We start from the raw sequence: 13,389 nt of genomic DNA, 5'->3' as shown, positions 1-13,389 counted from the left end.
TCACTCCATGGTCGGCGGCGTCTATTCCAGCTGGATCCGAGGATCCAGAACCGCGTAGAGGATGTCCGAAAGGAGCAGGCCCACCAGGGTGAGCAGTGCCGAGAGCGTGGTGATGGCCATGATGACCGGGTAGTCCCGGGAAAGGACCGCTTCAAAGCCCAGCTGGCCCATGCCGGGGATGGAAAAGATGCTTTCGATGATGACGCTTCCGCCGAACATGGCCGGCAGCAGAAAAGCCAGGAGGGTGACGATGGGAAGCAGAGCGTTTCGAAAGGCGTGCTTGAAGATCACCACCCGCTCACTCAGTCCCTTGGCCCGGGCTGTGCGCACGTAGTCTTCCCGGATCACTTCCAGGAGTTCGGCCCGGGTGAGACGGGAAAGATAGGCCAGCCCGCCGTAGGTGAGGCACGTCACCGGAAGGACCAGGTGCCAGAGCCGATCCAGGAGCTGCTGCCACCAGGGCCAGGTGTGCGCCCCCACGGAAGCGATGCCGTAGACCGGAAAGAGATCCCAGAACTCCCCGCCGCCGAGGAACATGATGAGCAGCACGGCCACCCAGAAGTTGGGAAGGGAGTAGAGGAAGAAAAAGAAGAGGGTCAGGGCCTTGTCGGTCAGGGTCTCCGGGTGGGTGGCCGAATAGATCCCGAAAGGAATGGCGATGAGATAGACGAGGAAGATGGAGATCACGTTGATCTGGATCGTGATGGGAAGGCGTTCGGCGATCTTGTCCCACACGCGGCGGTGGTCTTTGAAGGACGATCCGAAGTCGAAGGTGAAGACTCGCTTGACCCACAGCAGGTACTGGACTGGAAGGGGCTTGTCCAGGCCGTACAGCTTCTTGGTCTGCTCGATCACCTGCTGGGCATAGGCCGTGTCGGCCATCTCGCCCTGGGACGCCATTTGCAACTTCAGCACCGCCGGGTTTCCCGGCGCCAGTTGAATGATGCAAAAGGTGATGAAGGTGATGCCCAGCAGCGTGGGAACGATTTGCAGCAGCCTCTTGAGGACGTACGCGCGCATACAGCCTCTCGGTTCTTCCTAGGGTCGGGCTTTTCCGTACTTCTGGTGTTCCAGAGGCACCCACCATTGGCGGGGCTCCAGTCCCATGGGATAGACCTTCACGTTTTGAAAACGACGATCCACGGCCACCAGGGCTTCGGTGGTAAAAAGAAAGGTGTAGGGCTGTTCTTCGTGGAGGATCTCATGGAAGCGGTGGTACAGGGCCCGGCGCTTTTGGGGATCGAATTCCCGGCGGGCCTCTTCGATGATGCGGTCCGCCTCCTGGTTTCGAAACCCCACGAAATTGGACCCCTTGTCCGCCTGGGACGAATGCCACACCTGGTAGGGATCCGATTCCCAGCCGAGGCTCCAGCCCAGGGTGCAGGCATCGAAGTCGTGGGACTGGATCTTCTGGATGAAGACGGCCCATTCCAGTTTGCGGATGCTCATCTGGATGCCCACTTCCTTCAGGTTCTGTTGCAGGATGGTGGCCAGCTGCTCGGCGAACATGGAGCCGGCGGAGATGAGAAATTCGAAGCGGAAGGGCGTGCCGTTCTTGTCCAGGATGCCGTCCCCGTCGTGGTCCTCCCAGCCGGCCTCCTTGAGCAGGGCCACGGCCCCGGCGGGATCATAGGGGTAGGGCCGGACGGCCGTGTTGTAATCGGGGCTGTTCACGTAGAAGTTTCCGGTTACCACCGTGCCCAGGCCGTAGAGAAGGCGGTCCAGGATGGTCTGGCGGTCCAGGAGCATGGTCATGGCGCGGCGGACCCGACGGTCGCTGAAGAGAGGTGTTCGCAGGTTCCAGCCGATGTAGCTGTAGCTGGGCAGGTAGTACTTGAGCTTTCGAAACCGCTTTTGGAAGCGCTTGCTGTTGGTCTGTTTGACCCACTGGATGGGGCGAAGGCCCATGAGGTCCAGGCCGCCCTTTTTGAGTACCTGCAGGGCCACGGTGTTGTCCGTGATGATCTTGAAGACGATGCGTTCCAGGTGGGGCTTTTTGCCCCAGTAGGAATCGTTTCGCTCCAGCACGATCTCCTTTCCCGTATCCCAACGCACGAACCGATAGGGACCGGTCCCCAGGGGCTTTCGGCCGATGGGGTGCTGGTTGAAGTCCGTATCGTCATCAAACAGGTGAGCCGGCACAATGGGGATGCCGCCGCAGAATTCCAGGGCGCGGAAGTACGGGATCCGGTAGTGGTAGCGGATGGTGTAATCATCCAGGACTTCCAGCTTTTCAATGTCCCGGTAGTAGTTTCGAAGGTGGGCGGCGTCCACCTTGGGGTCCTTGATCCGCTGGAAGGAAAAGAGAACGTCCCGGGCGGTGAAAGGGGTGCCGTCCTGCCAGCGAACGTCTTTCCTGAGATGGAAGGTGTAGGTGAGGTGGTCGTCGGAAACGTCCCAGGACTCGGCCAGCACCGGCACCAGCTCCAGGGTTTGGGGGTCGCGTCGAAGGAGCGATTCGTAGATGTAGTCGTTGATGCGCGACGCGTAGGCGTCGGTGGCCGTGATGGGATTGAGCGTGGCGGGTTCGGCGCCCAAATGCACGATGAGCCAATCGCCGTCCACCGGCTGACCGGGCCCGGAAGCCGGCGTCTGGGACCAGGCCCAGGGTGCCATCCCCAGCAGGATCGCCCCCAGCATCACCATCGCCCAAATGATCCGATTTCCACCCCGATGGACCTTGGTCAACCTTTGGTTTCCTCTGGCCGTTTTCGTCGCCATGCCGCCTCCGCCGAATCGAATTCCATCCTTTTCACACAGACGGGGATGGGAAAAATCTCCGCGCTTGGTGTCCTCCTGGGTGCGGGCCGAAGGCTCCTGGGAGCCTGCCCCACAAGGGCCTTCGGGCCTTTCTTGCAGGTGCCGCTTCGTCACTCGCCCCTTCCCGCCCGAGGCCGGGTCGGCAGCACGCGCCCGCCTGGTAGCTCCGAGCCTCCGTTTGCACACGGAGGGATCACCTGGGCGTTTACGGACAACCTCTCTTTCTTCCCGCTTTTGCCTGGAGCCTCCCGCCTTGCCACAAGGCGGCGCCACCTTGGTAGGCATAGACGGACGATGTCGGAGGTGTCAAGAAGGCTCTTGGGATGATGCGGGTTCAGTCGCGGCGGAACGGGCCTGCCGCTTGGACCACCAGTGCATGGTGGCAAAGCCTCCCACCAGGAGCACGGCAAAGAGGACGGAAAGCAGGTTCAGGTATTTTTTGACGAAATCCCCAATGGGCTCGCCGAAGAAGAAAAAGAGCCCCGCCACCAGAAAGAAGCGTCCGCCCCGGCCCAGAGCCGATGCCGCCAGGAAACGCTTGAAGGGAAGCAGAAAGGTTCCGGCACTGATCGTAAAGACCTTGTAGGGGATGGGGGTAAATCCCGCGATGCCCACGGCCCACACGTCGTAGCGCTGGTAATAGCGCTCCACGGCCCGGATCTTGGTCTCGCTGACGAATCGTTCCAAAAGCGGTCGGCCCCCGTAACGGCCGATGGCGTAACCGAAGGCCCCGCCCAGGACCGAGGAGAGGGTGCAGACCAGGGCGAACCAGGCGGAACGGGTCGGGTCGATGAGGCACAGGGTGATGAGCAGGACGTCGGGCGGGATGGGAAAGAAGCTGGACTCGGCAAAGGCCAAAACGGCCAGGGCCGTGGTCGCGTGGGGCGTGTGGGCCCAGGCGATGATCCAGCTCATCATGTGGTGAAGTGCGGCGCTCATGGGTGGATGCGACCTCCATGGAAACGGTTCCGGTGATGCTGGCCGCCCCTATCTTCTGAAACGCCAGGCCGGCGGCACGCGGCTGACAGCCCCAAGCTTTCGTCCATACAACAAGGGATCAACCGGGGCCTTTTCGGACAAGCTCCTGCATGCAGTTCACATCATCCCCGCCCGCACAAGGCACAAAATCCCCAGCGCCCAGCAGTAGGGGGCAAAGACGTAAAAGCGTCCCTGCTTCACCACCCGCAGCAGCAGGCGAAGGGCCCCGTAGCCGATCACGGCGGCCGCAAGGGTTCCCCAGGCGATGGGCCCTGTTTGGGACGCGGGGATGGCCCCCAGGTCCAGAACCTCCAGAAGAACGGCCCCCAGGACGGCCGGGACGAAAAGGAGGAACGAAAAGCGCCCCGCCCACTCCCGGTTGAAACCGAGAAAGAGCGCCACCGCGATGGTGGTTCCGGACCGGGAAATCCCCGGCGCGATGGCAAAGCCCTGGGCGATGCCCACCAGAACCGCCTCCCACCAGCGAATTTGGGACTCCGGACGGCCGTGCTCGGTGGAAGCCCGCCGCGTGAGCCAAAGCAGGGTGCCGGTGATGAGAAGATTCACTCCCACCGCGCCCATGGATCCGAAAAGCCGTTCCACCAGGTCCTTGAAAGCAAAACCCATCACGGCGGTGGGAAGCGTCCCTACCACCACGAGCCAGAAGACCCGAACCGCCGGATCGGCTCCCGGATTGAATGCCCGGCCCGGGGCACGGACCCACAGCAGGCCGCCGCGCACCAGCTGGAGGATGTCTTTCCAGAAGACGGCCACCACGGCCAGAAAGGTGCCCACGTGAAGGCACACGTCGAAGAAGAGATGGGGCTCTTGCCAGCCCAGAAGGTGCTGGCCGATGACCAGATGCCCCGAGCTGCTCACCGGTAAAAATTCGGTGATCCCTTGCAGCGCCCCGAGCGCAACGGCGGAAAGCGTGTCCATGTACGATCCTTCAATGTTCCAGCGTCAAGTGAAATGAGCGGTTCGATCCCGATCGCCCAAGCCTTCTACCACAAGGGCCTGGTGGCAACAAGGACACGCAGCTCCGGCCCACACAAAAAGCCCCTCTCACCTCATGGCGGTGGAGGGGCTGTGGGCCGTCGGAAGGAGCGGAGGATTACAGCTTGCTGATGTCGATGTTGCGGATGAATTCCTTGACAGCGTCCATGCTGCGCTCGATCTTTTCCTGGAGTTTCCGGTTGTGCAGTTCGCTTTCCTCATGGACGGCGGCCTCGTTTCCCGCGGGAGGCGTGTTGGGAGTCGTGGGTTCCAGCACATCGGGACCCCCCAGCCCCTCTTTGCCGATTTCGCTTCCCTTCAGGAAATCGAGTTGCCATTTCAAGTTCTTGTTCCTTTCCATTTGAGCCTCCTTTGGGAAGTCGTCATTTTTTCCATGCGTACATTAAGCACGGCACAGGGCTTCGTAAAGATGCGCAGCAGAAGGTGGGGGTCGGAGTAACATCCCTGGCGGTTTGTCTCACAATGGCCTTTCGGCCCTTCTGGAGCTTTCCAACGCCTTGAGATTCCGCTGTGCCATGCGGCTCCTTTTGAGTCCTCGGGCAGCCTCCCGGCGCCGTCTGCCTTTCACTTCACACATCGGCAAAACGCCCCGGGATCTTGAAGGGTTCTCGCCCGATGCCTGAAGGGGCCATTCGGAGACGAAGGGTTGTCCGAGACCGCGGTCAAAGATCCCTTCCACGCACCCCTGAAGGCTGGGCTGAGAACTGGCAGGGGCGGGCCGGAGATCTCGGTGCCTGATCGCCAGGGCGGCGGTATGGCGGGATCCAGGGCCCGGCCCATGTTCCTCGGCGCGGGATCGCCTGGGACCGTCCTTCAGTCCACCCGAACCACCCGCACCTTTTGTCCCCCTCGAGCCTTGTAGAAATGCGCCGCATTTCCCTGATTGACGGAGATTTCCAGGTGGCCCGAGCTGCCCATGAGCGCCAGGGGGTGTCCCGGCGGCAGCTCGTCGTAGGTGGAGGCAAAAACGGGAATTCTTTGATCTTCCAGGAAGACCAGAAAGGCCTTCTTTCGGGCGAACGCCGCCAAATGCGTCTGTTGGATGTTGGTCACGATGTTTCCGAAACGATCGGAACCCAGAACCTCCCCTTCCAAGGCGTCGGAGCAAAGGTTGGGGCGGACCCAAGGGCCCACCAGGGGCTCCACCGAGGGGCCCAGGGACGCAAAGGGGATCCCGGAGGCCAGGTGAGCGGCCGCCGGGGCGAAGACATCCCGGCCGTGAAAGGTGGAACTGATCGTGGGCCGAAAGAGGCTGGCATTTTTCAGAAGGCGAGCTTCCGCCGATTCCTCCCGGTCCAGCACGAAGGAAAAGAGGCCGTTGTCCGGTCCGACGAAGAGGTGATGTTCGGTGCGGATGGCGATGGCCCGTCGGTCCGTTCCCACGCCCGGATCCACCACCGCCACGTGCACGGTGCCGGGCGGAAAGTGGGTGTAGGAGCTGTTGAGCACGTAAGAGCCCCAGCGGATGTCCTGGGGTGGAATGAGATGGGTGATGTCCACGATGCGCGTTCGGGGGGCGATGGTCAAAAGCACGCCCTTCATGGAGGCCACGTAGCCGTCCTGGAGGCCGAAGTCCGTCAAGAGGGTGATGATGGGTTCCATGGTGATCCCGATCCCTTGTCCTTTGGGGGCATCTCGGCGCCTCTGCCTGAGATGGCTCTGGTGTTTGTGGATGAGCGGGGAAGGTGGATTCCTTCTGTGCGAGGGAACGGCCCACATTCCATTCCATGGGAACGACCGGTCGGCTCCGCCGGGAGGGGCGTCGAGCCCATGGCAGCCGTGCGGCTCAGGACGCCTGCTCCCGCGTCCGCAGGAGCTCCGGCGTGGCATCGTCAAATTCCCGACGGATCTGGAGCAAAACGACCGCTCCGATCACCAGCAGGCCACCGACGATCTGAAGTCCCTCCAGGGTTTCGCCCAGGAACAGATAGGACACGATCCCCGCCGTGATGGGCTCCAGGGTGGCCGTGATGCTGGCTCGGGTGGACCGGATCAGGTTGATCCCATGGAAATAGAGCCCGAACGGGATGAGTGTACCCAGGATGGCGATGTAGAGAATCCACACCCACTCCATGGGGGTGTAGTCGTGGCGGAAGGATTCCAGGGGCGGGTGGGCCATGTTCCAGAAAAGGGCGGCGAAAAGGAAGGCGTAGAAGAGCACGGTCCAGGGGCTGTAGCGGCGCATGCCGTGTTCGCCGTGCACCGAATACCACGCGAAGCTCACCGCCGATGCCAGGCCGCTCAAAAGGCCCGCCTTGTTCATGTTGAAAAGATTCAGGTTGTATCCGCCCACCACCAGGTAGCAACCCAGGGTGGCGCCGGTGACGGCCACGGCGGTGGGCCAGGTGAGCCTTTCCCGGGCGATGGTCACCGAATAGAGGGCTATGAGCACCGGGGCCAGGTATTCCAGCAAGATGGCGGCGGCCACCTTGATCTTGCTGATGGTGTAAAAGTACGTAAACTGGACCATGGCCAGACCGGTCACGCCCAGGACCATGAAATAGAGGATGTCCCGGGCCGGGATCCGGAGCTTTCTCCGGTCCCGGGCGGCCAGCCACAAAAAGAGCATCGCGGTTGTCAAGGTGACCCGCATCTGCACCACCTGGTAGGGGGTGACGCCGTGGTTGAAAAGATACTTTCCGGCCGATCCGGAAACGGCCCACAGCACGGCGGCCGAGATGACGAAGAGATAGCCTTTGCGGGGAATGGGTGTGCCGGGGGATGGGGTGTTCATGGAGCGGCTCCCTCGTGTTTGTTCTGATCGGAGCTTTTCGGTGAAAACGCCCTTTGACTAGCACAGGCCCTGGGGGGAGTCAAAAAAAAGACGTCTCCATCTAAGGAAAGAGTGTTTCAGGTGCCTGGCGGAGCGGTCCTTGACCGTGAGACGCCTGGCCGGCCGATCGACTTCCACGGAAAAGGTCGATGCCCGATGATCTCATTTTTCCATGTGCGGTGGTGCGCCTGCGGCCATGCAGACCGAAGGGGCCGAAGGGGCGGCCAAGGGAAGGGCGTTTTGGGTGCGTCCATGGTGGATCCGGGCCTCGTGCAGCGCATTTGGCCTGCCGATTGCTTGTGGTTAACCCCGAATGGAAACCGGGGCAAAAAAAGGAGAAGGGGCAGTGGAACGAGGTTCGGACGTATCCGTCGTCATTCCGGCCTACCATGAAGAAGGGGCCATCGCCCAGACCGTTTCCAGGATCGTCCAAGTGCTTCCTGAAGCGGAGGTGATCGTGGTGGACGACGGGTCGCGGGACCGGACGGCGGAGGAAGCCAGACGGGCGGGCGCCTACGTGTGGTCCCATCCTTACAACATCGGAAACGGTGCGGCCGTGAAAACCGGTATCCGCATGGCGTCCCGCGACAAGGTGGTGCTCATGGACGGCGACGGACAGCACGATCCGGCCGATCTGCCGCGCCTTCTGGAGGCGGCCGAAACCTACGACATGGTGGTGGGGGCCCGGGACCCCGCCAGTCATGCCAATACCTTTCGCCGATGGGCCAACGCCGCCTACAATCTGCTGGCTCGATACGCCACCCGCTTTCCTGTCAAGGATCTGACATCCGGCTACCGCGTGATGGACCGGGAAACGGTGCTTCGATACCTCTATCTTTTACCCAACACCTTTTCCTATCCCACCACACTCACCTTGGCTTACTTACGAAGCGGCCGGTCGGTGTGCTATGTGCCCATCCAGGCGAAAAAGAGAAAGGGTAAGAGCAAGATCAAGCCGCTCAAGGACGGCGTGCGCTTTTTTCTCATCATCTTGAAGATCACCACGCTCTTTTCGCCTCTTCGCATCTTTCTTCCCGTGAGCGGCTCTTTCTTCCTCATGGGCCTGGCCAACTACGCCTATACGTACTTGACGGCCCATCGCTTCACCAACATGTCGGCACTGCTTTTCATCACTTCGGTGCTCCTTTTCATGCTGGGCCTCGTGAGCGAACAGATCACCCAGCTGCGCTACGACCGGGTGGAAAACGGGGGATGATCGGGTTGGCAAAGCCGCTCCTTCCCTTGTGTGGCATGGCCGGGAGCATCCCCGAGGAAAGGGGCCGGCTTTTTTTTCCTTTTGAAGCGCCGCGCTCAGCGCTCTTTTTGTGGGAGCGGCGAAAGCCGCGATCGGGGGGCGCAGGGAGCTTGCAGCCTATCCAACGAACGCTTGAATCTTTGCGGTAGGTAGAGGAGCCATGGGGCAGGGCTCTTTGGAGATGAGTCGAGGATCATTAGGGGGTGCAGCGATCGGCCGTATCCTTATTATCACGCGCAACTTCCCGCCCCTTTGGGGGGGGATGGAACGGCTTAACTGGCATCTGGCCCACGAGCTGTCACGTTATGGCGAGGTGTGCGTCATTGCTCCACGAGGGGCAAGTGAAAAGGCGCCGCCCGGCGTCCGGGTGGTCCAGGTGCCACTCCGCCCGCTGCAACGCTTCCTGCTCGCCGCAGGCAGCAAGGGGCTCGTGGAAGCAAAGCGCTTCCGTCCCCACTGGGTCCTGGCCGGAAGCGGTCTGACTGCGCCGCTCGCCCTGATCGCCGCGCGCCTAGCCAAGGCCAAGGCCGTGGCCTACGTCCACGGACTGGATCTGGCCCTTCCCCACCCCATCTATCAAGCGGCGTGGCTACGTGCCCTGCGCCGCCTCGATCGTGTCATTGCCAACAGCCGTGCCACAGCGGCCCTTGCCCGAAAGGCCGGTATCGAGGCAGCGCGTCTTTCCATCGTCCATCCGGGGGTGGAGCTACCCAGAATCGATGCGGCACTCCAATGGGCCCGGCGGCACGCCTTTCGCAAAAAATGGGGGCTTGGGGATCGACCGCTTCTCCTTTCAGTGGGTCGGCTCACCTCCCGCAAGGGGCTGATGCCCTTCGTCCGTGAGGTGTTGCCACGGGTGGTCCGCCGCAAGCCCGATTCCTGTTTGTTGATCGTGGGCGATGCCCCCCGGGATGCCTTGGCCGCCGAGGCGGAGCCACCTCAGGCCATCCTCCAGGCGGCACGCACCATGGGACTGGAACACCACGTCCGCTGGGTTGGCACACTGTTCGGACAGGACCTGGAATCCGCTTACTGCGCGGCGGATGTGCATGTGTTCCCGGTGCGGGAAATCCCCGGCGACCCCGAGGGCTTCGGCATGGTGGCCGTCGAGGCCGCCGCCCACGGCCTTCCCACCGTCGCCTATGCCACCGGCGGGGTGGTGGATGCCGTGGCCCACGGAGTATCCGGCCGACTTGTGACGCCGGGCGATGCGGAAGGCTTTGCAACCGCCGTGCTCGATCTGCTCCATCATCCCCCGGAACCGCAAGGCATCCGCCGTTTCGCGGAAGGATTCAGCTGGGAATCTTTCGGTGTCCGGTTGGCTGCAGCACTGGTCTGACCCTAAAAGGAGTCGAGAAGATGGCCACAGGACTCAGACAGCCGCATGCGGTTCTTGATCTGCCTTCCCGTATGAAGAAGGCCCTCAAGATCGAACGACTCCTTGGCTTGGAAGCAAGCCACGTGCCCATGAAGGTGCTTGAGATAGGGACCGGATCTGGTGGGATAGCGTACTATTTTGCAACCCATCCGGTGCTGCGCTGTGATGTGACCGCGGTGGATGTGGTGGACCAGCGACTGGTTAGGGAAGGCTTTCAATTTCATCTTGTAAATGGGACCACACTGCCGTTCGAGGCGGACTCATTCGATGTGGTGATCAGCAACCACGTGATCGAGCACGTTGGAGATCGCCGAGCGCAGCGGCACCATATACAGGAAATGGCTCGCGTGTTGTCCCCACGAGGTATTGCCTACCTCGCCGTACCCAACCGCTGGATGGTGGTCGAGCCCCATTTTCGCCTGGCCTTTCTTAGCTGGTTGCCCGATTCATGGCGGTCTGCTTATGTGCGGCTACGAGGCCGTGGTGAAGCCTACGATTGTGCGCCAATGACTCTTGGTGAGTTGGATGCCTTGCTGGCTGAAAGTGGCATGACCTGGAGGCATGTGGAGGTGGAAGCCTTCCGTGAAATGTTATCCAATGAGGGAAAAGATGGGTTTCTTGCGACGGTGGCCGCCTTGTTGCCCGATGCCTTTCTTTCGCGCCTGCGCCCCATCATACCGACCCTCGTTTGTATTCTTCGAAAAGAAGGGAAGAAAGCGAATGAAGGCAATGCCCACCCTTAATGCCGTGTTTTCCGTCGTCCGGATTCCCGCCATCCGTGCCGGTACCGGAACGGACGTCTTCATGAGTTCGATGGGATGAAAACACTACATTCACACATTTCCCGTCTTTTGAATTACCGTCCGGGAAGATTGGCCCAGGGAACCCTCGCCATGACCGCCGGGCTCGGTTTGCGTACACTGGGACAGGCGGGTGTCTTTCTCATCGTCGCCCGGGTGCTCGGTGTGGAAGCCTATGGCGCGTATTCGGCGGTACTGGCGTTGGCCATGACGCTGGGCGGCTTTACGGGGCTGGGCGCCTCTGTCATTATGTTGCGCGATACGGCGCGCGATCCTGTGGAATTCGCTGCAAGCTGGGGCCGCACCCTGGGGGCCTGGTTGGTCACGGCTCCTGGGTTGTTCGTCGTTTATCTCTTGCTGGCTTGGGTAATCCTTCCGGAACGCATCGGGTGGGTGGTCATCGTTTGTCTTGGAGCAGCGGAAATTTTGCTCACACCCTTGATGCTGGCCGGCGTGCAAGGCTATCAGGGGCACGAACGCATGGGGCGGGCGGCGCGCATCGTGCTCGCTCCCATCCTGCCGCGTCTCGCCGCCGCCGTGTTGCTGCCGCTGGTCTTGCTCATGGCGCCTTCGGCGCGGCTTTCCGTGTGGGCGGTGCTCTACCTGATTGCTGCCGCTTTTGCGGTCGTTTACACTCTTGTTTTGCTGCACCGCGACTTTGGCCTGCGCATGGCGTTTCATTGGCGTGGCCTCGGGTATGTGTTGGCTGAAGGCTGGCCCTTCGCCGTCGGCGGTGCGGCACAGAAGGTGTACGTGGATATCGACAAAATCATGCTTGTCCGCCTGACCACCCTGGAGATCACAGGAGCCTATTCCGCCGCCTACCGTGTGGTGGACATGGCCAACGTGCCTTTGATGTCCTTTTTTGCCGCCGCCGCGCCGCGTTTTTTCCGGGCCGGCGGTGAAGGTGTCCGAAGTGCCGCCCGTTATGCCTGGCAGGTGCTGCCGCTGCCGATGCTCTATGCGCTGGCCGTGAGCGTTAGCATGTACCTACTGGCCGGGTTGCTGCCGTGGGTCCTGGGCGCCGGGTTTGCCCCCGCGGTCGAGGTGTTGCGGTGGCTGGCCTGGTTACCACTATTGACGATACCCAGACGATTTGGCCAAACAGTGCTAAATGCCTCAGGAGGACAAGCCATCAGCCTGCTCATGACCTTGGGTGGGGCGGTAATCAATATAGGACTCAACGCATGGTTAATCTTGCTTTGGTCTTGGCGGGGAGCTGTCGTCGCCACGTATGTGGCAGAGCTCGTTATGATCGTCTGTTTTTATGTGTCTGTCGCCAGGGTATCATGGTACAAGGGAATCCTCTAAAAAAACTTGGTGCTCGTGATGATCAGTATAGAGGATGTCGTTAAATGACGAAATGAATATCAGGTTAGATGTGGACTAGTATGTCGTCTTTGGAATCTAAGTTTTCGGATAAACCGTCTGTTTGTGTAGTAATCGTAACATACGGGGACAGGGGGGTGCTTTTAGCTGAGGTCCTGAAGGGAATTGTAGCTCAGACCTACAAAGTTAGTTGTGTGGTCATTGTGAATAACGGAGCCAGTTATTCTATTGAAGATGTTTTGGTTCAATGCGGGGTTGATGCTCGCTTGGTGTCATTTGAATCCAATAAAGGATCGGCTGAAGGTTATGCAGCAGGAATTTGTGCAGCTCTTAGTACCAAAATGGATTTGCTTTGGTTGCTCGATGATGACAATAAGCCAGAAACAAATGCATTGGAAAAATCCGTTAAACTTTACCAGGCAACCAAAGATGCGGTTCTTTGTACGCGACTGACACCAGGAGTGGGACGCCGGATATCCGGCAGAACTACGATCAACGGCTTTTTGGGATTTAATCTTTTGGATGATGCATTTAGGATGTGGTTACGGTTTTCGCATCGTTTTTTTGGTTGTGGAAGCCGTGAATTGAATGATAATTCGGCTGGCGGCAAAACGAGTACGGAGGTGGTCGATGTCGCGCCTTATGGTGGGCTTTTGATTCCGGCCTCACTCGTCCAGCGAATGGGTTTGCCGCGTACGGATTTTGTTACCTACGCCGATGATACAGAATGGACCTCACGCATTGTTCATGCCGGTGGCACAATCCGTCGATGTCGGGATGCTTTGGTGATCGATTTGGAGAACTCATGGCATCTCCGCTCCGGACCATTAAAACCGCTCGTATCCCCTGACGTTGGCTTTTATCGTATGTATTATGGCGTTCGCAATCAGACTTATTTGGAATTTCGAGCGGCGAGCAACAAGTTTTTGTTTTTTCTGAACGTTGCAATTCGTACAAGTGTACTCTTCTTTAACTTGATGCTTTTTTCTTCGGATAAAAGCGCATCCCTCCAACGGTTTCAAATTTTTATGAAAGCCATCGCCGATGGAGTTCGTGGCCGTCTAGGGCATCGGCCTGAATACGAAAATGACCGATAGGC

General features: G+C 60.1%; 12 protein-coding genes. 5 read left to right on the top strand and 7 right to left on the bottom strand.

Annotated elements, in window-relative coordinates; all coding sequences use genetic code 11:
* Window positions 1-21: 21 nt before the first annotated feature.
* From B9A12_RS07300 to B9A12_RS07270, 7 genes are all read right to left on the bottom strand, one after another.
* Window positions 22-1,020: an ABC transporter permease gene (locus B9A12_RS07300; protein WP_084057232.1), complete on the bottom strand. Its 999-nt coding sequence runs from the start codon at window positions 1,018-1,020 to the stop codon at window positions 22-24.
* A gap of 18 nt (window positions 1,021-1,038) precedes the next feature.
* Window positions 1,039-2,721, bottom strand: coding sequence for a peptide-binding protein (locus B9A12_RS07295; protein ID WP_212636860.1), 1,683 nt, complete (start codon window positions 2,719-2,721; stop codon window positions 1,039-1,041).
* A 345-nt stretch (window positions 2,722-3,066) separates the two neighbouring features.
* A complete protein-coding gene (locus B9A12_RS07290) occupies window positions 3,067-3,699 on the bottom strand; it encodes a YqaA family protein (protein ID WP_212636859.1) in 633 nt (210 codons plus the stop codon).
* A gap of 156 nt (window positions 3,700-3,855) precedes the next feature.
* Window positions 3,856-4,677, bottom strand: a complete 822-nt coding sequence (locus B9A12_RS07285; protein ID WP_084057230.1) for an undecaprenyl-diphosphate phosphatase — start codon at window positions 4,675-4,677, stop codon at window positions 3,856-3,858.
* Between the two features lie 175 nt (window positions 4,678-4,852).
* Entirely contained in the window at window positions 4,853-5,095 is a 243-nt protein-coding gene (locus tag B9A12_RS07280) for a hypothetical protein (RefSeq protein WP_084057229.1), read from the bottom strand.
* Between the two features lie 473 nt (window positions 5,096-5,568).
* A complete protein-coding gene (locus B9A12_RS07275; RefSeq protein ID WP_084057287.1) occupies window positions 5,569-6,357 on the bottom strand; it encodes an SAM hydrolase/SAM-dependent halogenase family protein in 789 nt (262 codons plus the stop codon).
* 184 nt (window positions 6,358-6,541) lie between these two features.
* Window positions 6,542-7,489 carry a DMT family transporter gene (locus B9A12_RS07270; protein WP_084057228.1) on the bottom strand — a complete coding sequence of 316 codons (948 nt, stop codon included), beginning with the start codon at window positions 7,487-7,489 and terminating at the stop codon, window positions 6,542-6,544.
* Between the two features lie 385 nt (window positions 7,490-7,874).
* On the opposite strand from B9A12_RS07270, the gene B9A12_RS07265 reads away from it, so the two are divergent.
* From B9A12_RS07265 to B9A12_RS07240, 5 genes are all read left to right on the top strand, one after another.
* Window positions 7,875-8,744 carry a glycosyltransferase family 2 protein gene (locus B9A12_RS07265; RefSeq protein ID WP_245802378.1) on the top strand — a complete coding sequence of 290 codons (870 nt, stop codon included), beginning with the start codon at window positions 7,875-7,877 and terminating at the stop codon, window positions 8,742-8,744.
* A gap of 199 nt (window positions 8,745-8,943) precedes the next feature.
* Complete coding sequence (locus tag B9A12_RS07255; protein ID WP_342752486.1) at window positions 8,944-10,122, top strand: glycosyltransferase family 4 protein; 1,179 nt, start codon at window positions 8,944-8,946, stop codon at window positions 10,120-10,122.
* A gap of 20 nt (window positions 10,123-10,142) precedes the next feature.
* Window positions 10,143-10,904, top strand: coding sequence for a class I SAM-dependent methyltransferase (locus B9A12_RS07250; protein WP_084057225.1), 762 nt, complete (start codon window positions 10,143-10,145; stop codon window positions 10,902-10,904).
* A 75-nt stretch (window positions 10,905-10,979) separates the two neighbouring features.
* Window positions 10,980-12,272: an oligosaccharide flippase family protein gene (locus B9A12_RS07245; RefSeq protein WP_084057224.1), complete on the top strand. Its 1,293-nt coding sequence runs from the start codon at window positions 10,980-10,982 to the stop codon at window positions 12,270-12,272.
* A 68-nt stretch (window positions 12,273-12,340) separates the two neighbouring features.
* Entirely contained in the window at window positions 12,341-13,387 is a 1,047-nt protein-coding gene (locus tag B9A12_RS07240; RefSeq protein WP_084057223.1) for a glycosyltransferase, read from the top strand.
* Window positions 13,388-13,389 lie beyond the last annotated feature (2 nt).

It is taken from the genome of Desulfacinum hydrothermale DSM 13146 (assembly GCF_900176285.1).
GTDB lineage: Bacteria > Desulfobacterota > Syntrophobacteria > Syntrophobacterales > DSM-9756 > Desulfacinum > Desulfacinum hydrothermale.
The sequence above is the reverse complement of the archived record's forward strand: the minus strand, read 5'-3'. Positions and strand labels throughout refer to the sequence as shown.

What these genes read in the sequence shown, in the direction of transcription:
- B9A12_RS07300 (WP_084057232.1), bottom strand. Translation starts at nt 1,020, where the DNA reads ATGCGCGCGTACGTCCTCAAGAGGCTGCTGCAAATCGTTCCCACGCTG.
- B9A12_RS07295 (WP_212636860.1), bottom strand. Translation starts at nt 2,721, where the DNA reads ATGGCGACGAAAACGGCCAGAGGAAACCAAAGGTTGACCAAGGTCCAT.
- B9A12_RS07290 (WP_212636859.1), bottom strand. Translation starts at nt 3,699, where the DNA reads ATGAGCGCCGCACTTCACCACATGATGAGCTGGATCATCGCCTGGGCC.
- B9A12_RS07285 (WP_084057230.1), bottom strand. Translation starts at nt 4,677, where the DNA reads ATGGACACGCTTTCCGCCGTTGCGCTCGGGGCGCTGCAAGGGATCACC.
- B9A12_RS07280 (WP_084057229.1), bottom strand. Translation starts at nt 5,095, where the DNA reads ATGGAAAGGAACAAGAACTTGAAATGGCAACTCGATTTCCTGAAGGGA.
- B9A12_RS07275 (WP_084057287.1), bottom strand. Translation starts at nt 6,357, where the DNA reads ATGGAACCCATCATCACCCTCTTGACGGACTTCGGCCTCCAGGACGGC.
- B9A12_RS07270 (WP_084057228.1), bottom strand. Translation starts at nt 7,489, where the DNA reads ATGAACACCCCATCCCCCGGCACACCCATTCCCCGCAAAGGCTATCTC.
- B9A12_RS07255 (WP_342752486.1), top strand. Translation starts at nt 8,944, where the DNA reads ATGGGGCAGGGCTCTTTGGAGATGAGTCGAGGATCATTAGGGGGTGCA.
- B9A12_RS07250 (WP_084057225.1), top strand. Translation starts at nt 10,143, where the DNA reads ATGGCCACAGGACTCAGACAGCCGCATGCGGTTCTTGATCTGCCTTCC.
- B9A12_RS07245 (WP_084057224.1), top strand. Translation starts at nt 10,980, where the DNA reads ATGAAAACACTACATTCACACATTTCCCGTCTTTTGAATTACCGTCCG.
- B9A12_RS07240 (WP_084057223.1), top strand. Translation starts at nt 12,341, where the DNA reads ATGTGGACTAGTATGTCGTCTTTGGAATCTAAGTTTTCGGATAAACCG.